This window comes from Methylobacterium sp. CM6246 (assembly GCF_054818005.1).
In genome coordinates, this window is sequence record NZ_JBTXKY010000001.1 from 3,641,554 (window position 1) to 3,664,022 (window position 22,469).

Genomic DNA, 22,469 nt, shown 5'->3' on the forward strand with positions numbered 1-22,469 from the left:
GAGGAGCGCCGCCGGCAGGGCCGGGGAATCCGGCTGGATCGGCCCGGGGGGCCGACAAGCCTCTTAGGCCGGCAGGACCACCACCTTCGTCTTGACCGGCGTGCGCGCGTAGAGGTGGATCATGTCCTGGCTGAGCAGGCCGACGCAGCCGCTCGTGATGCCGGAGCCGATCGTCTCGGGATCGCTGCTCGCGTAGATCGTGTAGAGCGTGTAGGCGCCGTTCTGGTAGAGATGGAGCGTGCGGGCGCCGAGCGGGTTGTCGAGGCCGCCCGGCATGCCGCGGGCATACTTGGCGGCTTCGGGCTGGCGCTTGATCATCTCCCGGGGCGGCGTCCAGGTCGCCCATTCGGATTTACGGCCGACGTAGGCGTCGCCGCTCCACAGGAACCCATCGCGGCCGACATTGGCCCCGTAGCGGGTGGCGGATCCGTCACCCTCGACGCGGTAGACGTAGAAGTTGCGGGGATCGACGACGATCGTGCCGGCCGCCTCCTTGGTGTCGTAGCGGACCGTCTGGCGGAAGTATTTCGGATTGACCTTGCTGACGTCGGCGGCCGGGATCGGGAATTTCTCGTCGGGCATCGGCCCGTAGATCTTCGCCGCCTCGGCCAGGATCAGGCCATCGGATGTCGCGCAGCCACCGAGCCCGAGCGCGCCCAGGCCGACGGCCGAGCCAGCCAGAAACGACCGGCGGCTGAGAACTCCCGTCTGACGCCCGCGCAGGCCGACCGCATCCCCGTCGCCGCCCTCGGCGCCCCGACCGTCCATGATCATGATCCCGGACTTCCCATGAGCCGCGGCCCGATACGGTCACGCCCGCGGCCGATACCAATCATGCGTCCTGCTCAGCTGAGCTTGACAACACCTGTCCCGCCTGGAAGCGCGGCTATTACGTCGAGAGTATGGCCAAGCCTGTACAGCGCTGGGATGCGGCGATCGTCGACCGGGGGACGTCGGGGGCGGACCTGATCCTCAGATCGGCGACACGGCCAGCCTCGAGGCGGCCACCGGACGTCACACCCGAAAGCAGATTTTGCCTGGACGGAGCCAAGGTGCTGCAGCAAATCGACTATCGACGCCGGCGCCGATAGTCGATTTGCCGCTCGAGCACGCGGGGCGCCGGCGGTGCGCGATCGTCCTGCGTCGTTGGGTGGATCACCAGCCCAGGCGAAAGCTTGTCGTCCCGGCGTGCGGTTGCGTCGGAGAGCGGGGAGCGGGATGGCGCTGCATCGCGCTCGCTGCTCCCGCGGCACCCAATGCGGTCGATCGCACCCGGCTTGCGGCGGATCCCCCAGCCCGCCGCGCCGAAGACGAAACGGGACGGTCCGTCGATCGCGCGGCCGTCGATCAACGAACGCTCCGAGTGGCCGAAGCAGTCACCGTCAGCGAGTAGCCCCGCGGCTGCGTCCATGGCTGCGCCGCTTGAACGGGAACCGTAGCGGGACCGCTCGATTGACCGTGCGCGTACGCTGCATCCTCCGCCTGTCCGGGAGGAACCACGCGACCGCCCCCACCCTATCGTAGGATCCCGGTTCGGCTGCCAAAGGGGGTGGGTCGGAACGTCGGTCCGGAGCGTCGTGCATGGAACACGGTTTGGCGACGGCGGTCCTTTGCGTCGTCGGTGGCGGCATGGCCGCTCAGGTTCTCGCGGCCCGACTGCGCATCCCTGCCATCGTCATCCTGCTCGCGCTCGGCTTCCTGGTCGGGCCGGTGCTCGGGCTGCTTCATCCAACGCACGATTTCGGCCCGAACCTGCGCCCCCTGATCGGCTTGGCGGTTGCCATCGTGGTGTTCGAGGGTGGTCTCGCACTCGATTTCCGCGAGTTACGGGCGTCCGGCGAGGGGGTGCTACGGCTGACCGCCTTCGCCTTGCCCATCAATTTCGTCCTGGGCACGCTCGCCGCCCACCTGATCGGGGGGATGTTGTGGGGGCCGGCATCCGTGTTCGGCGCCATCCTCGTCGTCACCGGGCCGACCGTAATCCTGCCGCTCCTGCGCCACGCGCGACTGGAGAGGCGCTCGGCCGCCTTCCTGAAGTGGGAGGCCATCGTCAACGACCCGGTCGGAGCCATCCTGACCGCGGTCGTCATCGAGATGCTTGTGGGCGTGCCCCGCGCAGCCGGCGAGGATCCGGCAACGGCGCTCATGCTTCACCTCGCCGAGGGGGTGCTGGTGGCAGGTGCGCTCGGCGTGGGTTCGGCACTCCTTGTCGCCTGGGCGTTCCGGCGCGACCTCATCCCCGAGACGCTGAAGACGCCCGTGCTGCTGGCACTCGCGCTCATCGCCTACGTCGTGCCGAACCTGCTCATGAACGAGGCCGGGCTGATCGGTGCGACCGTGTTCGGCATCGCGCTTGCGAACCGGCACGTGCCGGGTCTGGCCGAACTCCGTCGATTCAAGGAAAGCCTCGTCGTCCTGCTGGTGTCTTGCCTGTTCGTGGTGCTGACCGCCGACCTCGACCTCGCGGTCCTTGGAAAGCTGTCGGCACCCATCCTCGGGTTAACGGCCGCGATCCTGTTCGTGGTTCGCCCGGCGGCGATCTGGTTGGCCACGCTGCGCAGCGACCTGTCCCGGCGCGAGCGCCTGTTCGTCGGCTGGATCGGGCCGCGTGGCATCGTCGCGGCCGCCGTCGCCGGGCTGGCCGGTCCCCGCCTCAGCGAGGCGGGGTACGCCGGAGGCGACCTGATCCAACCCACCGTGTTTTCAGTCATCGTCGCGACCGTGCTCGCCCACGGCTTCTCCCTGGGCCCACTCGCCCGCAGGTTCGGCCTGTCGACCGCCGCCGATACGCAGCGGCTCGCCGTGGTCGGGGCATCCCCATGGGCGAGCGACATGGTGATCGCGCTGCATCGGGCCGGCGTACCGGTCGTGATCATCGACATCTACCCCGGCGCCATGCTGGCCGCCCGAGACGCGGGGGTGCCGACGCTGCAGGCGGAACTCCTGTCCCGATCCGCCGAGGAAGGGATGGCCGACCATCCTCCGGACCATCTGCTCGCTGCGACCCGGGATGAGCTCTACAACGCCCTCGTATGCACGCGGCTGGCCCCGGAGATCGGTCGCGAGCGCGTCTATCAGGTCGCTCCGTCCGAAAACCACCTGCTGCACGCCGACACCGGTGTCAGCCGGGATGCCCGCGGCAAGGTCTTCGGGGATGCGGACGCCAGCTTCGATGCGCTGGCCGGACGGCACGAGGCCGGCTGGCGGTTCCTGGTCGCCGGCCCGGACGCCGTCGAGCAACCGGACTCCATCCATCTGCTCGCCATCAAGGCCGACGGGAGCCTGGAATTCTTCTCGGTCGATCACGAGGAGAACGACGTCGGCGAGGGCGATCGGGTCCTGATCCTGCAGGCGCCAAGCCGGACGGAAATCGACGCCGATGACCGACCCGCCATGCTGTTTGCCTGAACGGTCGTGTCCCCTGCGGGATCGATCCGTCCCGATCCCGATGCTTCGACCGCGCGCCGCTGGAAAGACCCGCCGACCGGTGTGGGGGATCCAGTCGGCCTGCGCCCATCCGCGGTGGTTCCCGCAATGTGGGGGTCTGGGCGGAACAGACCACGCCCGCCGCGCAGTCCCGTCACCATCGTAGGCAATCCCATGCCCGCAGATCGCCGGTGCCGGCCGGCTACATCCGCCGGCGGGGCTGACGGCCGGCGGCTTCCAACGGCCGCGCCGCGCGTTCGAACTCGGCCCAGGGATCGCGCTGAAAGGCGGAAAGGCGGCTTGGCAGGTTCATGACGTCGAAGCGCGCGCCGGACCCCAGCGACGGAAGCTCGTCCCAATCGACGGGGACGGAAACCGGCGCGCCGGGGCGGGCACGGGTCGAGAAGGCCGAGACGGCGGTCGCGCCCCGTTGGTTGCGCAGGTAGTCCACGAAGATCCGGGCGTCCCTGGCCTTCTTGGACACGGTTGCGACGTAGAGGTCGGGCGCGTCCTTCGCCATCTCGGATGCGATGCGCTGCGCGAAGGCTTTCGCCTCGGCCCACCCGGCCTTCGGCTCGATCGGGACGACGACGTGCAGTCCCTTGCCGCCGGTGGTCTTCACGAACGTGGCGAAGCCCGCCGCCGACACCCGTTCTCGCACCTCCAGGGCGCCGGCGACCAGATCGCACCACCCGATGCCGTCGCCCGGATCAAGGTCGAAGATCAGGCGGTCCGGCCGTTCCGGGTCCGAGGCCGGCGCACCCCAGGGGTGGATTTCAAGGACGCTCCCCTGGACCAGCGTGCGCAGGCCTTCGCGATCGCGGATCACCACGGCCTTCTCGTCACCCACGACCCGGAGGTACCGCTCGTCGAGCCCGGCCCAGCCGTGCTTCTGGTAGAAGCAGGACCCGAGGCCGTCGGGGCACCGGAGGAGCGACAGCGGGCGGTCGATCACATGCGGCAGCATGCGGTCGGCGATCTCCGCATAGTACGCGGCGAGACCCTCCTTGGTCAGGCCGACGTCGGACCAGAGGACGCGATCGGGATGCGTCAGCGTCACGGTCTCTCCTGGCGCCTTCCGCGTGCTTGCCTTCGGGGCCGCAGGCGTCTTCTCCCGTACGACCTCGTCCGGACGCACGTCGCTCCGGAGGGTCTTGAAGGAGGCATGCCGCAGCTGATCGTCGCCCGTCCACCCGCGGAACGTCACCTCGCAGACGAGCCGGGGTTCGACCCAGCGGGCGTTGCGGCGCGCAAGCGGCGGCAGCTCGGCTTCGAAGGGCGGCGCCGGGATGCGCAGCGGCTCCAGTTCGGTCCAGAGATCCCGCGCGACCGCGTCGCGGAAGCCGGTACCAACCCGCCCGACATGGACGAGGGTGCCGTCCGCGTGCGTCCCGAGGATCAACGACCCCACAGATCGCGCCGCCGTGGTCGAGGGCATGTAGCCCGCGACGACGAACTCCTCGGATCGGGTGCATTTGATCTTGCGCCAGGCATCGGTCCGGCCCGACCGGTAGGGCGCGTCCGCCCGTTTGGCGACGATACCTTCCAGGCCGAGCCTGCAGGCGTGGCGCGCCATGGCCGCGCCGTCGGCGGCCAGGTGCTCGCTGAACCGGATTGGGCCGCCCGATTGGGCGTCGTCGAGACTCTGCAGCAGCAGATCCTTGCGTTCGGTCAGGGGCAGGTCCCGGATATCCCTCCCGTCCAGGTACAGGAGGTCGAAGGCGTAAAAGACCGCCGATGCGGCATCGCCCGCGGCGAGCGATCGCTGCAGCGCAGAGAAGCTCGAAACGCCGCCCGCCGTCTCGACGACGATCTCGGCGTCGATCAGGGCGGAGGGCAGCTTCATGGCCTTCAGGGCCTGCGCCGTCGCTTCGAACTTCGCGGTCCAGTCGAGGCCCGAGCGCGTCAAGAGCTTCACCGAGCCCCCGTCGATGCGGGCCTGCATGCGATAGCCGTCGTGCTTGATCTCGTACAGCCACCCGTCGCCGGTGGGCACGTCGTCGACGAGGGCCGCGAGCGCGGGCTCGACGAAGGGCGGCAGGATCGCCTTGCGGGCGCTCTTGGACCGGCTCGTGGGCGGCTTCGTCCTCCGCGCGGCAGCCACCTCGGCGCGGGCGGCGTGATCGGCCCTGACGCCCCCGCCCTCGGCGAGATCCCGGTTGGTCCGCCCCGACAGGACGGAGGCTTCGTGCGCGACGAGGATGTCGCCCTCACGCCGGGCGTGCTCGTCGTCGGCCTTCATGAGAAGCCACGGCTGCTTCTTCTCGCCGCCGCGCCCCTTCATCCGCACGAGGTGCCAGCGGCCAGCGAGCCGCTCGCCGTGCAGGGCGAACTCGAGGTGGCCCTTCGCCAGCCCGGCGGCCGGATCGCCGACCGGCTCCCAGGAACCGGTGTCCCAGACGATCATGGTCCCGCCGCCGTACTGGCCCTTCGGGATCGATCCTTCCCAGGCCAGGTAATCGACCGGGTGATCCTCGGTCATGACGGCGAGCCGCTTCTCGGCGGGCGACAGGCTCGGTCCGCGCGTCACGGCCCAGCTCTTCAGCACGCCGTCCATCTCCAGACGCAGGTCGTAGTGCAGGCGCCGCGCGTCGTGCTTCTGGACGACGAACCGCGCGCGCGCCGCCTTGCGGCCGCGCTTCCCCTGGGGCTCGGGCGACGCCTCGAAGTCCCGCTTGGCCCGATACGGTTTGAGGAGCTCGGTCATCGCTTCCAGGAAACGGGACCAGTCGGATCGGGTTCCTGGGGGGCCGGGACGGCGGAGCGAACGACAATAATGGGCCCGTTATCCACAGGTGCGCCTGTGGAGGAACGAGTCGAGTTGGACTCTCGTTGAACCGCCAAGCTCCCGATCGCCGCATTACCGATGCATCGACGGGTGGAGATACTTCGACGGACACAGGAGAGCGACGTGGCAGCCCGCGCCAACTGGAAAGGTCATCTTCGACTGTTACTCGTCTCCTGTGCGGTCGGACTGTATCCGGCGGTCAGCTCTTCGAGAGAGCTGAAGTGCCATACGATCAACCGCGAGACCGGAAACCGCCTCAAGCAGCTCATGGTCGACTCCGTGACCGGCGACACCGTAGAGCGCGACGATCAGGTGAAGGGCTGCGAGATCGCCAAGGACGAACTCGTCCCCGTCGAGGATGACGAGCTCAGCGAGATCGCCCTGGAGAGCACGCACACCATCAACATCGAGACCTTCTGCCGGCGCGCGGAGGTCGACGAGCGCTACCTCGACAAGCCGTATTACCTCGCGGCCGAGGACAAGGTCTCGCGGGAGGCTTTCGCCGTGATCCGGGATGCGATGAAGAAGAAGGGCATGGCCGGGCTCGGACGCATCGTCATCTACAAGCGCGAGCGGATCGTCCTGCTCGAACCGTACGGCAAGGGCCTGCTGGCCACGCTGCTGCGCTATCAGGACGAGGTTCGATCGCCGACGGCCTACTTCGAGGACATGCCCGACGGTGATCCAACAGCCGAGATGCGAGCGCTCGCCGAGGAGCTGATCACGCGCGCGACGCGGACGTTCGATCCGTCGAAGTTCGAGGACCGCTACGAGGAGGCGCTGATCGCATTGGTCAAGGGCAAGGCGCCCAAGGCACCGAAGGGCAGGGGGCGGGCAAAGGCCGGGGCCGCAAGTTCCGGCAACGTCGTGAGCCTGATGGAAGCCCTCAAGCGCAGCATCGACGCCGAGAAGAGCGGCAAGCCGGCGAAACCGTCGCGTCGGAAAACATCGAGTTCCGAGCGCTCGAACTCAGCCCCGAAACGCGCGCCGGCCAAGACCGCTTCGGAGAAGGCGCGGAAAGCGGCGTGACCGACACGCACGCCCGACGTCCAGTGGGCCTGGTGCGCGCGGCACGCAAGGAACGGCGCGCGCGGCTACCGTGCGCGATGCCGAAATCGCCGCCAATCCGGGGAACATAGTCGAGACGCTCGAGGGCAGAGGCATCCGCGTCGTTCGACTCGTGCACGCCGCGGAGCACCCCCGGGGCGTGTAAGCGGGACCAACTCACGATCTCGACCGTGGCCCGTAGCGATCCCACCCGGCGCCCGCTGCGTCCGTCGCCACGGTCTTCAAGCGGCAAGGACACCTGCCGCGTCGTCGGAACTCGGCTGTCCCGTCGGATGCGTTAACACCGATCCGAGACCGGGGGCCACGTTCTGGACGTCGCTCGCTTCTCGGGCCATCGCCGTGGCGAGGAGCTGCGCACGCCCAGCCCAACGATCCCGTTCGATCCGCAGGGCATCGCACTGATCCTCGCTCGATGCCAACGCGACTTGCAACGCGTCGATCTCAGTCCGAAGATCGCTCGTGCGCTGCCGCTCACTGGCCAGAGCGGCCTTGAGTATATTCAATGCCGCGGCGGTTGCTCCCTTCGACGAGCGTCTCACGTCGCCAGCGGGACGGGATTGCGGCCCCGCGTTCGTGAAGGCACCGCTTTGCTTTTCGTCCGCCGGCGTCGACATCCGAGTCGCTGCGGCATCCGGCCGAAGCTGCGCGATTTCCGCTTTCAGTTGCTCGACATCGAGTCCTGCCGGGGAGCCGGCATCGGTCGGCCCGAACAAAGGAGCGGTGGCGAGGGAGGTCGGCAGCCCCTCCTCCTCCAAGACCAACTCGTGCAGCATGGCGAACACGGCATCGCCGTCCAGCCTGGACAGGTCAAAACCACTCTCAGCCGCAAGTTGGTTGAACTGCGCCTGCCCTCCGGCCGACTGCCCGACGAAGGCCATCGACCAATTGGCAAAGCCGCGGGACTCCGTCGGGCCGCACTGAAGAACCGTCACGTCCCCATGACGATCATCGCACTGGATCCGCTCGAAGGTCTCTTCGACCCCCCGGCGCGGGCCTTCGAGGACTTGAGCGAAGGCGCCGGCGTTGAACATCAGCGCACCGGTCACCTCGGATCGATCGTTGTTTCGCTGCGACGCGGCCAGGATCTGACTGACGGTGGCTGTCAGCTCGGCCTCGGTTCCTTGGAACAGGTTCTTGCTGGCATAGACCAAGCGGTAGAGTTCGCTCATGGGATTGTCCGACGGATAGGGTGGATCAACGGTGTGGACGGTAGTTCGCAAGGAACTGCAGCAGGTCGTCAGCGGGTATCGGCCTGCTGATGAGGTAGCCTTGAACGTCGGTGCAGCCTTCGTCGCGGATGCGCTGCATCTGCTCCGGCGTCTCGACGCCTTCGGCGACCGTGGTCATGCCCAGGCTCTTGCCGAGGCCGGCGATCGCGCGAATGATCGCGTCACCGTCGGGCTTGCTCGACAGATCTTTCACGAACGACCTGTCGATCTTGATCTTATCGAACGGGAAACTGCGCAGGTAACTCAGGGACGAGTAGCCGGTGCCGAAATCGTCCATGGAGACACGGACCCCGAGTTCGCGCAGACGATGCAGCGTTTGCAAGGTCTTCTCGCTCTCCTGCAGAAGCACCCCCTCGGTGATCTCCACCTCCAGCCGCTTCGCTGACAAACCTGAACTGGCAAGGGCCGAGATGATCGTCTCGACCAACCGGTCACTCTTGAACTGAGCCGGCGACACGTTCACCGCGACGGACATCCCGGCGGGCCAAGTCGTCGCATCGCGGCAGGCCTGACGAATGACCCACTCGCCGATCGGTACGATCAGGCCGATCTCTTCGGCGAGCGGAATGAAATCGAGCGGCGACACCGAGCCACGCTCGGGATGCTTCCAGCGGATCAGAGCTTCGCAGCCGATCAGCCTGTCATCGTCCAGCTGTAACTGTGGTTGGTAGTGCAGCTGAAACTCGCGGCGGGCCAGCGCCTGACGCATGTCGAGTTCGAGCCGACGGCGCGCTTGCATGCGCGCATCCATTTCAGGTTCGAAGAAGCGGTATGTCCCGCGCCCGTCAAGCTTGGCCCTGTACAAAGCGAGGTCGGCGTTCTTCAAAAGCTTGTCGGCACTTTCCCCGTCTGCGGGCGCGAGGGCTACGCCAACACTGGCCCCGATCGTCAAGAGGTGGCCATCGACCATGTAGGTGCGGCCGATCAGATCGACGATGCGCCGGGCCAGCGCTTGTGTATTCCCGGCCTCACGGATGTCGGTTTGCAGGATGACGAACTCGTCGCCCCCGATGCGGGCCACGGTGTCTGTGGGCCTGACGGTGGAGCGCAGGCGATCGGCAACCTTCGCGAGCAGTGCGTCGCCGACCGGGTGGCCGAGCGTGTCGTTGACCGGCTTGAACCGATCGAGGTCGATGAGAAGCAGTGCGCACGCCTCGCCGCTGCGCTGCAAGCGCGCCAGAGCCTCGGCCAGACGTTCACGCAAGAGGAGGCGGTTCGGCAAGCCAGTGAGGGGATCGAGGCGCGCCATCTCGTCGGCTCGCGCCTCGCTCGCCTTGCGTGCGCTGACATCCTCCAGCGTTGCGATCCAGCCTCCATCCGCGATAGGACAGAGTTCGATCTGAAGCGTACGATCCTGGCCCGTCACCTCGAAAGACACCGCCGTCTGAAGATCCAGCGCATGCCGCAGCGACTGAAATATTGCGCGGCGCGTCAACGCGGTCCCGCGAGATAAAGCGCGGAACAACGAAATCGCAGACAGCTCGATTGTCAGTTCGACGCTCAGGCTTGTCAGGAGAAGCTTGGCTGGGACGTTGAAGCCGATGACATATCCGGACCGGCCGATCATGAGCAGGCCGTGTCGAATGACGTCGAGGTAGTGGTTGGGCGTCATGCGGGAAGCCGCACCTGAGTCCGGTCGCGTCGCCGGCACCGGTATTTTGGGTTGCACTGCGCCGAGGTGGTGCAGGTCAGCATTCATCACGCAATGGCCCTGTCAGAAACGCCTTGAAAGTACAGGTCGTCTAAAATCAGGACGGATATAAGCAGTGAATCTTTAATTCGAGGTTTATGCCCTTCGAAATATATCGAAGCATTCCAGATCGAGTCCAAGACCAGCTACTGATCTAAGTTAATCCGCGACAATGTGTAACCGCGCCCCGGAATAGGCGACCTGTCCTAAACGTGTGACGGTCGCTGATCCCATCGGCTTTTTATCGATCCGCGGACGTATAGTGCGAGTCGTCAAAAGCAGCTTCTTACTCATGTCGAATATGTGAGGGCCTACAAATCAATCAAACTTCCCATTCGTGCCATGGATAGTTCGAGCGAAGTTGTGACCGCGGCGACGCCGTCGGAGGCCGGCACCGGACCCGACGCATCGGTGAAGGAGGCATCCGCTTGTCTGGTCGACGATCGCCGGATCGGGCCAGCGACTTTCGCCCAAGGTCGGTCTGCGGTCAGGCGGATTTTGGCAGCTCGCCGACTTCGATGGAGGCGTTCTCGTGAGCGGCTTCGGAAATGGCATCCCGGGCGATCTTTACGGTCACACCCATCACGTGCCGTCGCAGAAGACGGGACAAGCGAGCGGCTTTGCGAACCTTCAAAGCGTCCATGATCGCGTGGTGATCGCTCACCGCGGCGAGCCAGTTCTCCGGGCTCTTGCGAGCCACAAATCGGAACGCCCGCGTCCGCGTCAGGATCTGCATGTAGCTGGCTGTCAGCGTGGCGTTTCCGGCCGCGGACACGAGGGTCTCGTGGAAGCTGCGGTTCGCCTGCAGGTATGTCGGCTCGTCCTCGGCGGCGTGAGCGCGCATCATATGATCGTGGATGGCGCCCAAGCGCGCCAGGTCCTCATCGCTGGCATGTTTGCAGACCAATTCACCCGCGAGCGCCTCAAGCGCCGCCATCACGGGGAACAGCTCGTCGATCTCCTCCGGGCTGACGTTCGCCACGATGGCGCCGCGCCGGGGCAGCAGCTGGAGCATGCCTTCCGAAGCCAGGACCTTCAGCGCTTCTCGCAACGGCGTACGCGAGACCCCGAACCGCTGGCAGAGCGCTTGTTCCGGGACCTTGTCGCCGGGCCGCAGCACGCCAGCGATCACCATCTCGCGAATGCCGGCAACGAGCATGTCGTGGAGGTTGGTCCGGATGAGGTTCGTCGGCTGCATCATCGCGATCGTCAGATGGTCTCTATGCCCTACCGTTTCATATCGGACCTGCGCCCCCGGCAACATTTTTCGGTGGCCGCATCGAGCTAAACTGCGTTCCCGGGCGCCACCGTCGGCGACAGACTGGACGTCGCCTCGCTCCCTGTGACCTCATCCCGCGGCAGGCCCCGCCAAGCCAGGACCGCGCCGACCAGCAGCAAGGCGATCGAGCCGACGAACGGCAGGGCATAGCTTCCCGAGAGCTGGGCGATCACGCCGAACGCCAGCGGCGAGACGATGCCGGCGATTGCCGACCCGGTGTTCATGATGCCGCTGGCGGTGCCGGCATGCTTCGGCGCCACGTCCATCGGGATTGCCCAGATCGGGCCGACCGTCAATTCAAGGAAGAAGAACGCGCCGCTCAGACAGAGTGCGACGACCGCGAGTTCGTGGACGAAGAGCACCGGGAGCAAGCAGACCATCGAGCCGAGCAGGCTCACGACGATCACCGTGCGACGCGCCCGCGCGAGGTCGTTGGTACGGCGATAGATGCGGTCGGCCCAGATGCCGCCCATGGCGTCGCCGACGACACCGGCGCCGAACACACCGAAGGCGAAGAACGCAGACTCCTTGATATTAAGGCCCTGCGCCTTGACGAAGTAGCTGGGCAGCCATGTCACGTAGAGCCACAGCGTCCAATTATAGCAGAAGTACACCAGCGTCGTCGGCAGCATGCGGCGCAGGAGGGCCGCCCAAGGGGTGGGTTCCGACGATTCACCGGCCGACTTGCGCGGCGCCGGCAACTCCGCCAGCTCCTCCGGCGTGCAGCCCGGATGGTCACTCGGCTCATCTCGGAAGTACAGGGCCCAGACGACAATCCAGCACAGGCTCACCGCCGCGAGCGCGATGAAGGTGCCCCGCCAGCCAAAATAGGCAGCCATCAGGACGACCAGTGGCGGCGTCACGGTGTTGGCCAACCGCGAGCAGGAATGGACGACACCCTGCGCATAGCCGCGCTCAGCCGTCGGAACCCAGCGTGTCATCGCGGTGGTCGCGGCGGGGAAGGTCGCGCCCTCACCGACGCCCAGAAGCAGGCGGGCGAGGACGAGGGAGAGCAGGCCGCCGACGAACCCGGTCAGCAGCGTTCCGACGGTCCACACGATCCCGCACAGGACCAGGGTCCGACGCGCGCCGAGCCGGTCGGCGGTCATTCCGCCCAGGATCTGGAACAGCGCGTAGGTGTAGCCGAACGAAGAGAGGGCAAAGCCCAGCTCCACGTTGTTCAGGTGTAGGTCGGCCGCCATCAGCGGCGCTAACGTCGAGAGGTTCACCCGATCGACGTAAGTGATGAAGTAGACCAGGCACAGCAGCGCGAAAACGCGCCCCCGGGTCGTCGTGAACGTGCGGCGCAAGGCGTGCGTGACGCCGCCGGATCCTAGGCTCATCGGCTGTTCCTCCCGTGAGCGCGGTTGGCTCCGCACCCATCGCATGTCGCTGCTTGTCTCGGCTCAGACTGCGCGCAGGCGTCAAACCCCGCAAGATGAATTCTGCACGCAAAATGCATTTTATGCGTGACGCCCGGAATATCGTTGCACGCGCCGAAAATCGCCTTATGCATGCAGAATTCAAAAGGCGACGCCTTGGATGCGTCGCGGGAGGAGAGCCCTGAATGGATGAGATCGGCCGTTCCGACGATCGCTCGGCTCAGGCGCTGGAGGATGAGGTTGCTACCGCACCCGTCCGGCCGCTGCCGCTCGCAGGCCTGCGCGTTCTCGACGTCACGCAGGTGATGGCGGGTCCGTTCTGCAGCATGCTGCTGGCGGATCTCGGCGCCGACGTCATCAAGATCGAACCACCCGGCACGGGCGACCAGACCCGCGGCGCGATGGGGTTCAAGATGAAGGGGCCCGACAGCATGGGCTTCCTCAACATGAACCGGAACAAGCGCAGCATCGCGATCAACCTGAAGAGCGAGGCCGGCCGCGCGTTATTCATGACTTTCGTGGCCACCGCCGATATTCTGGTCGAGAACTACCGTCCGGGCGTGATGAAGAAGCTCGGGCTCGGTTACGACGTGCTGCGCGCGCACAATCCGCGTCTGATCTATGCCAGCATCTCGGGCTTCGGTCAGTCCGGTCCCTGGGCGATGCGGCCGGGCTACGATCTGATGGCTCAGGCGATGTCCGGGGTGATGAGCGTGACCGGCCATCCCGGCGGGCCGCCGGTCAAGGCGGGCGTGCCGGTAGCCGATATCGGCTGCGCATTGTTCTGCGTCTACGGGATCCTGAGCGCGTATATCGGCCGGCAGACGAGCGGCGAAGGCCAGTACATCGACGCGTCGCTGTTCGACTCCGCCCTGGCGTTCTCGATCTGGGACATCTCGGAATACTGGGGTACCGGCCGCATCCCGAAGCCGCTCGGCACCGCGAACCTGATGAGCGCCCCCTATCAGGCCGTGCGCGCTTCGGACGGCTACTTCGTCATGGGCGCGACCAACCAGAAGCTCTGGCGGCTGCTATGCGAGGTGCTTGCGCGGGCCGACCTCGTCGATGACCCGCGCTTCGTCGACATCCCGGCCCGACTCGCCAACCGCGACGTGCTGATTGGCGAGTTGGAGAAGAGCTTTGCCGAACGGACCGCCGAGGAATGGGTGACCCACCTGCTCGCGGTCGGCATTCCGGCCGGCCGGATGAACACCTATCCGGAAGCGTTCGAAAGCGAGCACGGCCGCCATCGTGAGATGCGGATCGAGGTCCCGCATCCCAATGAGGGTAGCGTCCCCAACATCGGTTTCCCTGTGAAGTTCTCGGGCACACCGCCGCGCACCCGGATGCATGCACCGCTTCTGGGCGAGCATACGGAGAGCCTGCTCCGGGAACTCGGTCTCGGCGAAGACGAAACCGAGGCGCTGCGCGCGGGAGGCGCGTTCGCACCGTGAGCGCGTGCGAGCGGGAGGGCGCAGTCCGCTATCGCGCCGAGGACGGCATCGCCCACCTGACCTTCGACCGGCCCGCCGCGCGCAACGCGATGACGTGGCGGATGTACGAAGACCTGGCCGACGGCCTCGCCCGGATCGAGGCTGACCCGGCGATCCGCATTGCGGTCCTGCGCGGGACGGGCGGCAAAGCTTTTGTTGCCGGCACGGACATCGAACAGTTCGTGGGGTTCACCGGGGAGGACGGGGTGGCCTACGAGGCGCGGATCGACGCGTATGTCACTGGACTGGAACGCGTGCGCGTCCCGACAATCGCCGTCATTGAGGGTCTGGCAGTCGGCGGTGGCCTCGCGATCGCCAATGCGTGCGACCTGCGCGTGGCCACACCGGGCGCGCGGTTCGGCGTTCCGATCGCCCGCACCCTCGGCAATTGTCTGTCGCCCGCGAACTTGCGTCGCCTGACGGCGACGCTGGGTCTGAGCACCGTCAAGCGCATGCTCCTGCTCGCCGACATGCCGACGGCCGAGAGCCTGGAGCCGCTCGGCTACCTCGCCGCGATCGAGAGTCCCGAGACCCTCGACGCTCGTGTGGTGGAGCTCTGCCAGCGCCTGCTCGGTCATGCCCCGGTGACCATGCGCGTCACCCGGGAGATGCTGACGGCGCTCGCCCTCGATCCTGACGCTGACGGCAGCGCCGGGATCCGAACCTGCTACGGCAGCCGGGATTTCGCCGAGGGCGTTCGAGCCTTCCTCGACAAGAAGCCAGCGGTTTGGTCGGGCGCCTGACGTCGGGTCTCTCATCCAACAGTCAGCACGGCTCGTCCGCGACGGCACTGGAAGAGGACACGACATGCCCCTTCGGCAGGGACGGCATTTTCTCAACATCCCCGGCCCAAACCGGTGCCCGAGCGTGTTCTCCAGGCGATGGACCGACAGGCGATCGATCACCGGGGCCGGAATTCGGCCGGCTGGATCGGGAGATGCGCGAAGGTTGCAGGGCGGTCTTCCGGACCGAGGGACCGGCCGTTCCGTTTTTGGCTCCGGCACGGGGGCGTGGGAGGCGACGATCGTCAACATGCTCTCGCCGGGCGCCCGGGTGTTGATGTCCGAGACCGGGCATCCCGCCACGCTGTGGAGCAAAATGGCCGCCCAATGAGGGATCGCAGTTGAGTTTGTACCGGGCGACTGGCGCCACGGTGCGGACCCGGCCAACGTCGAGGCCACGCTCGCCGAGGACACGGCGCACGCGATCAAGGCGGTTATCGTCGCCGGTCATACGGCTTTGCGCCCTTGTCGGACGCCGAACGAGCCAGAGCGCTCGGTTGGAAGCAGACGCTCGCGGGCAGGATGGTCAGTCTCAGCACGCTGGCGCTATCCTTGCGTCGGGCCAGCTTGCCCCCAGACGCGAGAGCTGACCAATCATGGCTGTCACAGACCAAGCGCTCGCCTGGACGCAGCTGTTTGGAGACCTCGACCGCAGCGGCTTGGCGCTGCACTTTCAGATCCGCCGGGCAATCGTCACCGCCATCGAACGGGGCCTGTTCACCGCGCAGGCCCGACTACCGTCGACACGCCAGTTGGCGACGCTGCTCGGGGTTGCCCGGAACACGGTGGTGAACGCCTACCAGCAATTGATCGACGAGGGATTTCTGGTCGCCCACGAACGCAGCGGCATCTTCCTGGCACCGGACCTGGCCGTCTCCCAGGCGCCCGCGGCCCCCGGCGGCCGGACCATCGATTGGTCGGAGCGCCTCGCGCTTCGGCCTGCGCGGCTACGACAGATCACCAAGCCCCGGGACTGGCTCGACTACCCCTATCCCTTCCTGTTCGGCCAGTTCGATCCGTCCCTGTTCCCGGCCAATGATTGGCGCGAGAGCGTGCGGGCCGCCTCCGGCGTGTCCGAGATCAACGCCTGGGCGGGCGACTTGATCGACGAGGACGACCCCGACCTGGTCGATCAGCTGCGCCTGCAGGTACTGCCCCGGCGGGGCATCTTCGCGAGCGCGGACGAGGTGATGGTCACGATCGGCTCGCAACAGGCGCTTTCGCTGCTGATCCAGCTGCTGGTCGGCCGCAACACCCCGGCGGGCGTCGAGGACCCCTGTTATCCCGATACCCGCAACATGCTGACGCTGGCCACCGACGACCTGGCGACACTCGCCATCGACCGGCAGGGGGTCGTGCCGGATGCGACCTTCGCCAGCCGGCGCGTCGCCTTCGTCACCGTGGGCCATCAGTGCCCGACGACGGCGGTCATGCCGCTGGAGCGACGCCGCGCCCTCCTGGAGGCCGCGCGGCGCCACGACGTCGTCCTGGTGGAGGACGATTACGAGGCCGACCTCGCGCTGTCGGACGAGATCCCCGCGCTCAAGAGCCTCGATGCAGACGGGCGCGTTGTCTATGTCGGCAGCTTCTCGAAGGTGTTGGCCCCGGGCCTGCGCGTTGGCTACGTGGTGGCACCCCGGGCCGTGATCGCCGAGTTGCGCGTGCTGCGGCGGCTGATGCTGCGCCACCCGCCGTCGAACAATCAGCGCGCCACCGCGATGTTCGTGGCGCTCGGGCATTACCGCACGCACCTCCGCCGGACAGCCAGCGTGCTGGAGGAGCGCGCGTCGCGCATTGCCGGTTTGCTGCCCCGCCTCATGCCCCGGTTCAGCTGGCGGCGCGATCCGGGAGCCACAAGCTTCTGGATGAAGGGACCGGCAGGCCTCGATGCCCGGGATCTCAGTCTGCGCGCCCGCGCCCGCGGCGTCCTGATCGAGCCGGGCGACATCTTCTTCGCCGATCCGGATGCCGGCCGGGCTTGTTTCCGGCTGGGCTTCGCCTCGATCCGCACCGATCGGATCGAGGCGGGGCTCACCCACCTGTCGGAGCTGATCGGCCCGGCGGGCGCTCCGCTGTCACAGAGGATGGCCGAGCAGGTCTGAGACCGCCTGCACCACGCTCGTGATCGCCACGGTACAGAGGAGCAGGATCGACAACGCCCGATGGCCGCGGCCGGCGCCGCGCTGGAGGAGCGCCTCGCCGACCCGGCTTCCGGCGACGATGAGCGGGATGCCGATCGCCACCGGGATCGCCAGGGATACCCCGAGGAGGCCCGCGGTCGCGAGGCTGACGGCGCTGGCGATCGACGTGGCGAGGAAGAACACCAGCAACGAGGCGCGCCCCTGCTGAGGCGAGAGCGGCGTCGCGAGATAATAGGCGACCACGGGCGGGCCGGGCATCGCCGCGAGCCCGTTGCACAGGCCGGCCGCCAGCCCGACCACCAGCGTCGCGCCGCCGCGCGGCAGCACCACGAAACGGAAGCCCCGCACCAGCGCGACGGTTCCCCCACCGCAGATCAGCGCGATGCCGAGCCGCGCGACGTCGGGGCTCGCCGCTGCGAGCGCGGCCACGCCCAGCGGCGATCCGACCACCGCACCGGCGACGAGCCAGCCGAGCGAGGGCCAGTGGCAGGTCCGGCGCGCCCGCGGCAGGTCGGACAGGCTTGCGCAGAACTGAAGGGCGACGGCGAGCGGGACGCATTGGCTCGGCGGCAGCGAGAAGCCCAGCAGCGGCACGGCCGCCAGGGCGAATCCGAAGCCCGTGAAGCCGCGGATCAACGCCGCCGCGAAGACCGCCGCCGCGATGGCGACCAGGGTCCCCGGCTGGGGCGCGGCCGCCAGCAGGGCGGGAACGGCTTCCATCGCCTCAGCGCATGTCGACCACGATTGTCTTCTTGCGGGTGAAATGCTCCAGCATCGCCTCGAGGGAGGCTTCCTTGCCGAGGCCGGACTTCTTGAAGCCGCCGTAACTCAGGTTCGGCTGGATCGTCAGGTTCTGATTGACCTGGACATAGCCGGCATCGAGCGCGTGCGACACCCGCAGCGCACGACGCAGGTCGGTGGTCCACACTGTCGCGGCGAGGCCGAAATCCCCGGCATTCGCCGCATCCAGAACGGCCTCCTCGTCGGAGAACGGCACGATGCAGGCGACCGGCCCGAAGATCTCGTCGCGCATGAGCGGGCTGTCCTCGGTAAGACCGGTGAACAGGACCGGCTCGACGAAGAGGCCTCCGGCGAGCTCCGCCGCTTCGGGGAGGGTTCCGCAACGCACGGCCTGCGCGCCCGGGGTCGCCTCGCCCTGCGCGATGTAGTCCATGATCTTGGCACGCTGCCGGGCGTTGATGACGGTGCCGATATCGGTCGCCTCGTCGAGCGGGTCGCCCATCCGGAGGTTCGAGACGGCAGCGGCCAGCCGCTCCACGAACGGGTCGTGCAGGTCCGCATCGACGTAGATCCGGCTCGACGCGGTGCAGCTCTGACCCTGGCGGGTAAAGCGCATGCCGGCTACTGCGCCCGCGACGGCCCGGTCGAGATCGGCGTCGGCGAAGACCAGCATCGGGCTCTTGCCGCCGAGCTCCAAGCTCACCGGGATCAGCTTGTCGGCGGCCTCCCGGTAGATCGCCTCACCCACCGCCTGCGAGCCCGTAAAGGTGACCTTGGCGACGTCGGGGTGGCGGACCAGCGGCGCCCCGCATCCGGCTCCGGTGCCACAGATCACGTTGAGGACGCCGGGCGGCAGGAGCTCCGCCAGCAGGCGCGCGGCCTCGATCGTCGCGAAGGGGGCCTCCTCGGAGGCCTTCACCACCACGGTGTTGCCCGCCACCAGGGCCGGGCCGATCTTGAGCGCCATCAGCACGAGGGGCACATTCCAGGGCAGGATCGCCGCCACCACGCCCAGGGGCTCCCGGGTGGTCAGCGCCAGCATGTCCGGGCTGAACGGCAGCGTCTCGCCTTTGAGTTCCGTGGCGAGGCCGCCGAACATCGCGAGGATGTCGGCGGCGGTGGCGATCTCGGGTCGGCATTCGGTGCGGATCGCCTTGCCGGTCTCGGCGGCGAGGAGCGGGGCGAGGTCCGGGGACGCCGCCGCGATCCGGCGCCCGCCCTCGGCGACCAGCCGCCCGCGCTCGCGCGCCGGCACCCGCGCCCAGGCCTTTCCGGCGGCGCGGGCGGCCGCGACCGCCGCCTGGACATCCGCCGGGCCGGCCGCCGGCGCCTGCCCCAGTGCGTCGCCGGTCGCCGGATCGAGAACAGTCAGGCATGTGCCGTCCACCGGGCCCACCAGCGCGTTCCCGATCAGGTGGCGTCCCGCAAGCGAGGCCAGGAGGTCGCGCGCGTTCCCAGGAAGGCGCGCCGGGCCGCGCGTCAGGCTCTCGGGTTCGTTCGACATGGGCGGGTCACTCGCGATCGGACTCGGGCGTCCCGCCGTCGATAAAACCGGTGCGGGCGCCGCGACAGGTCCAGGCGGCGGCGAGTGAGCGGACCAGGGCGCCGTCCGGGCGCCGTCAGGCCTTGCCCTTCCAGGGCACCAGCGCGCGTTCGAGCCGCCGCAGGCCGAATTCGAAAAGGGCTGCGAACAGGCCGATCAGCAGGATCCCCATCACCACCACGTCGGTGCGCAGGAAGTTCGAGGCGTTGAGGACGAGCTGGCCGAGCCCGGCCTGGGCCGCCACCATCTCGGCGGCGACCAGGGTGGTCCAGCCGACGCCCATGCCGATCCGCAGGCCGATCAGGATCTCCGGCATCGCGGCCGGGAACACCACGTAGCGGAGCACTTGCCAGCGGCTCGCCCCGAGTGCGCGCGCCGCGTTGATCTGGTCGACAGAGGCCGAGAGCACGCCCGATCGGGTCGCCAGGGCCACCGGGGCGAAGCAGGCCAGGACGATCAGCAGCACCTTCGACAACTCGCCGATCCCCAACCAGATGATCATCAGCGGCAGGTAGGCCAACGGCGGCAGCGGCCGGTAGAACTCGATCAGCGGGTCGAGGATGCCGCGGGCGATCCGGCTCATGCCCATGGCCAAACCGGCCGGGACACCCAGCAGCGTGGCGAGCCCGAAGGCGCCGAGGACGCGCAAGAGGCTGTCGCGCACGTGAAGGCCGAGGGGGGCGCCGTCGAGTTCGCCGTTCCAGGCCTGCCCGAGGGCCGTCAGGACCGCCTCCGGCGGCGGCAGGAACAGCGGTTTGATCCAGCCGACATGGGTCGCGACCGCCCAGAGACCGAGGCAGGCCAGCACGGTGGCCAGACTGATGATCGGCACCAGCGACTCGTCGCGGCGGCCACGGCGCCCGGGGCGAGAGCGCGACGCCTCGGGAACCGCCGCGTCGAGGGGAAGGCCGCTCATCGGGAGCCTCCGAACGCCGGTTCGATCCGGTGATGGATGCGCCCGAGCACGCGCTCGCGCACGGCGATGAAGTCGGGATCCGACTTGACCGCCCGCGCCGCCCGCCCGGCCACGACCGCGCGCGAAAAGGGCAGGTCGATCGTCTCGACGATGCGGCCCGGCCGCGGGCTCATGATCAGGAGCTTGGTGGCCAGGAACACCGCCTCCTCGACGTCGTGCGTGATGAAGAAGGCCATCTTGCCGGTCCGGTGCCAGACTTGGAGGATCAGCTCCTGGACCTGCTCGCGCGTGAATGCATCCAGGGCGCCCAGCGGCTCGTCCATCAGCAGGGCGCGCGGGTCACTGGCCAGCGCCCGGGCGATGCCGACCCGCTGCTACATGCCGCCCGAGAGCTCGTAGGTCTTCCGGTCCGCGAACTCGGCGAGACCGACCAGCTCAAGCATGGCGAGGGCGATCCGGTGCCGCTCCGGGCGCGCAACGCCGCGCATCTTGGGACCGAAGGCCACGTTCTCGGCCACGCTCAGCCAGGGCATCAGCGCGTGGCGCTGGAACACCACCCCCCGGTCGGCCCCCGGACCCCGGACCGGCACCCCGTCCAGCAGGATGCTACCCTCGGTCGGTTCAAGGAAGCCGGCCATCGCCGAGAGCAGGGTGGTCTTGCCGCAGCCTGAGGCGCCGAGCGCCACCACGAACTCCCCCGGCCGGATCGTGAGGTTCACCTGCGAGAGGGCGACGATGCCGGTCTCGCCCTCCCCGTAATGGACGCTGAGGTTGCGGATCTCGATCATGGATCTCTCCGGCTTCGCCGCGGGCTATTGTCCGGCCGCCGCCACGTAATCGCCGGTGACGAACCGGCCGTAATCGGGTGCCAGCGCCTGCACGCGCCCCTGCGCCTTCAGGAACTCCGCGGTCTCCGTCAGGGCCCTGGCGGCCCCGCCGCCAAGCCAGGCCGGGGAGGCCTGCGCGTCGAGGGCCGGGAAGCGGTAGCTCGCGAGGCTCGCCGGCACCTCTGCGGGGGTCGCACCGGTGATCTTGGCCACCGCCTTCACCTCGCTTGAATCGGCAGCCCAAGGCCGAGCCCTGTAGGCCGCGTCCTCGGCCGCGATCAGCTTCACCAGCGTGACGAGGAAGTCCCGGTTCTGTGCCGCCCAGGCCCGGTCGACCACGAGGCCGTCGAAGGTCGCCTTGCCCTTGCGGGCGATGTCGCCCGCCGAAATCAGCACCGTGCCGGACTTCTTCACGCGGGCCAGCACAGGGTCCCAGATGAAGGTCGCATCGATGTCGCCGCGCTCCCAGGCGGCGGCGATCTCGGGCGGCCGCATGTTGAGGATCGTCACGTCCTTCTGGCTCAACCCGGCCTCCGCCAGCGCGGCGATCAGCTGATAGTGGGATGTCGAGACGAACGGCACCGCGACGGTCTTGCCACGCAGGTCGGCCACGGTTTTGACGCTGCTGCCGTTGCGCGCGACAAGCTGCTCGGCGTCGGCGATCTCGTCGAGGATCCAGAAGAGCTGGATGTCGAGTCCCTGCGAGGCCGCCGCAGTGATCGGGCTCGACCCCGCCTCTCCGATCTGGACGTTGCCCGACGCCATGGCGCGAATCACGTCGCCGCCGCCGCCGAACTTACGCCACGTCACGGTGTAGCCGGTGACCTTCTCGATGGCGCCCGAGGCCATCAGGGCCCGGAACGGGACCACCATGTCCTGGTGCGCGAAGGTGACCGATTTCTCGGCGGCCCGGGCGGGGTCAGGCGAGAGGATGCCGAGGAACAGCGGTGCCAAAGCCGCCAGAGCGGCTAAGATTGCTCGCGCGGCGGGGCGGGCTTTTGGTCGCGATCGTACGCTGTCCATGAGCATTCATCCCCTCCGGGACCCCGAAGCGCTCCCGATGAGCGGTCCGACCGGAGGGTCCGACAAGGCAAGCTCCGTGCACAAGGGGCCAGACGATGCCTAAATCTCCCCCCGCATGGCTCCCCCGCGCCAGTCGCTCCC

Annotated in this window: 16 protein-coding genes and 2 pseudogenes; 6 read left to right on the forward strand and 12 right to left on the reverse strand. The window is 68.0% G+C overall.

Annotated features, from left to right (window positions below):
* Positions 1–63: 63 nt before the first annotated feature.
* Both ACYQPG_RS17840 and ACYQPG_RS17845 read right to left on the reverse strand, forming a co-directional pair.
* Entirely contained in the window at positions 64–774 is a 711-nt protein-coding gene (locus ACYQPG_RS17840; protein ID WP_147907641.1) for a L,D-transpeptidase, read from the reverse strand.
* A 295-nt stretch (positions 775–1,069) separates the two neighbouring features.
* On the reverse strand, positions 1,070–1,351 hold the full coding sequence (locus ACYQPG_RS17845) for a hypothetical protein (RefSeq protein WP_461231397.1): 282 nt from the start codon (positions 1,349–1,351) through the stop codon (positions 1,070–1,072).
* 230 nt (positions 1,352–1,581) lie between these two features.
* On the opposite strand from ACYQPG_RS17845, the gene ACYQPG_RS17850 reads away from it, so the two are divergent.
* Positions 1,582–3,408 (forward strand): cation:proton antiporter, encoded by a 1,827-nt coding sequence (locus ACYQPG_RS17850; protein WP_461231398.1) that lies wholly within the window; start codon positions 1,582–1,584, stop codon positions 3,406–3,408.
* Between the two features lie 220 nt (positions 3,409–3,628).
* On the opposite strand, the gene ligD is transcribed toward ACYQPG_RS17850, so the two are convergent.
* Positions 3,629–6,133, reverse strand: a complete 2,505-nt coding sequence (ligD, locus tag ACYQPG_RS17855; protein ID WP_461231399.1) for a DNA ligase D — start codon at positions 6,131–6,133, stop codon at positions 3,629–3,631.
* Between the two features lie 159 nt (positions 6,134–6,292).
* On the opposite strand from ligD, the gene ku reads away from it, so the two are divergent.
* On the forward strand, positions 6,293–7,243 hold the full coding sequence (gene ku, locus ACYQPG_RS17860) for a non-homologous end joining protein Ku (RefSeq protein WP_461231400.1): 951 nt from the start codon (positions 6,293–6,295) through the stop codon (positions 7,241–7,243).
* A 260-nt stretch (positions 7,244–7,503) separates the two neighbouring features.
* Here the strand turns inward: ku and ACYQPG_RS17865 are convergent, their stop codons facing one another.
* The 4 genes from ACYQPG_RS17865 to ACYQPG_RS17880 all read right to left on the reverse strand — a co-directional run bounded on the left by ACYQPG_RS17865 (position 7,504) and on the right by ACYQPG_RS17880 (position 12,823).
* A complete protein-coding gene (locus ACYQPG_RS17865) occupies positions 7,504–8,451 on the reverse strand; it encodes a BLUF domain-containing protein (protein ID WP_461231401.1) in 948 nt (315 codons plus the stop codon).
* A 25-nt stretch (positions 8,452–8,476) separates the two neighbouring features.
* Positions 8,477–10,123: a putative bifunctional diguanylate cyclase/phosphodiesterase gene (locus ACYQPG_RS17870; protein ID WP_246692762.1), complete on the reverse strand. Its 1,647-nt coding sequence runs from the start codon at positions 10,121–10,123 to the stop codon at positions 8,477–8,479.
* Positions 10,124–10,688: 565 nt separating this feature from the next.
* Complete coding sequence (locus ACYQPG_RS17875) at positions 10,689–11,399, reverse strand: GntR family transcriptional regulator (RefSeq protein WP_461231402.1); 711 nt, start codon at positions 11,397–11,399, stop codon at positions 10,689–10,691.
* 86 nt (positions 11,400–11,485) lie between these two features.
* Positions 11,486–12,823, reverse strand: a complete 1,338-nt coding sequence (locus ACYQPG_RS17880) for an MFS transporter (protein WP_461231403.1) — start codon at positions 12,821–12,823, stop codon at positions 11,486–11,488.
* A 224-nt stretch (positions 12,824–13,047) separates the two neighbouring features.
* Here ACYQPG_RS17880 and ACYQPG_RS17885 point away from each other — a divergent pair, with 224 nt between their 5' ends.
* From ACYQPG_RS17885 to ACYQPG_RS17900, 4 genes and pseudogenes are all read left to right on the forward strand, one after another.
* A complete protein-coding gene (locus tag ACYQPG_RS17885) occupies positions 13,048–14,316 on the forward strand; it encodes a CaiB/BaiF CoA transferase family protein (RefSeq protein ID WP_147939877.1) in 1,269 nt (422 codons plus the stop codon).
* Complete coding sequence (locus tag ACYQPG_RS17890) at positions 14,313–15,098, forward strand: enoyl-CoA hydratase (protein WP_461231404.1); 786 nt, start codon at positions 14,313–14,315, stop codon at positions 15,096–15,098. Before ACYQPG_RS17885 ends, ACYQPG_RS17890 begins: the two co-directional genes overlap by 4 nt.
* Positions 15,099–15,162: 64 nt before the next feature.
* A pseudogene (locus ACYQPG_RS17895) lies at positions 15,163–15,579 on the forward strand (aminotransferase class V-fold PLP-dependent enzyme); the annotation flags it as partial.
* A 154-nt stretch (positions 15,580–15,733) separates the two neighbouring features.
* A complete protein-coding gene (locus tag ACYQPG_RS17900; protein WP_461231405.1) occupies positions 15,734–17,239 on the forward strand; it encodes an aminotransferase-like domain-containing protein in 1,506 nt (501 codons plus the stop codon).
* Here the strand turns inward: ACYQPG_RS17900 and ACYQPG_RS17905 are convergent.
* From ACYQPG_RS17905 to tauA, 5 genes and pseudogenes are all read right to left on the reverse strand, one after another.
* Positions 17,213–17,998, reverse strand: a complete 786-nt coding sequence (locus tag ACYQPG_RS17905; protein WP_147908155.1) for a sulfite exporter TauE/SafE family protein — start codon at positions 17,996–17,998, stop codon at positions 17,213–17,215. The two genes, ACYQPG_RS17900 and ACYQPG_RS17905, sit on opposite strands and share 27 nt — an antisense overlap.
* 4 nt (positions 17,999–18,002) lie before the next feature.
* Positions 18,003–19,523, reverse strand: coding sequence for an aldehyde dehydrogenase family protein (locus ACYQPG_RS17910; protein ID WP_461231406.1), 1,521 nt, complete (start codon positions 19,521–19,523; stop codon positions 18,003–18,005).
* 115 nt (positions 19,524–19,638) lie between these two features.
* Positions 19,639–20,478: an ABC transporter permease subunit gene (locus ACYQPG_RS17915; RefSeq protein ID WP_147911008.1), complete on the reverse strand. Its 840-nt coding sequence runs from the start codon at positions 20,476–20,478 to the stop codon at positions 19,639–19,641.
* Positions 20,475–21,266: pseudogene (locus ACYQPG_RS17920) on the reverse strand (taurine ABC transporter ATP-binding protein). Before ACYQPG_RS17920 ends, ACYQPG_RS17915 begins: the two are co-directional and overlap by 4 nt.
* A 24-nt stretch (positions 21,267–21,290) precedes the next feature.
* Entirely contained in the window at positions 21,291–22,328 is a 1,038-nt protein-coding gene (gene tauA, locus ACYQPG_RS17925) for a taurine ABC transporter substrate-binding protein (protein ID WP_461231407.1), read from the reverse strand.
* Positions 22,329–22,469: the final 141 nt, after the last annotated feature.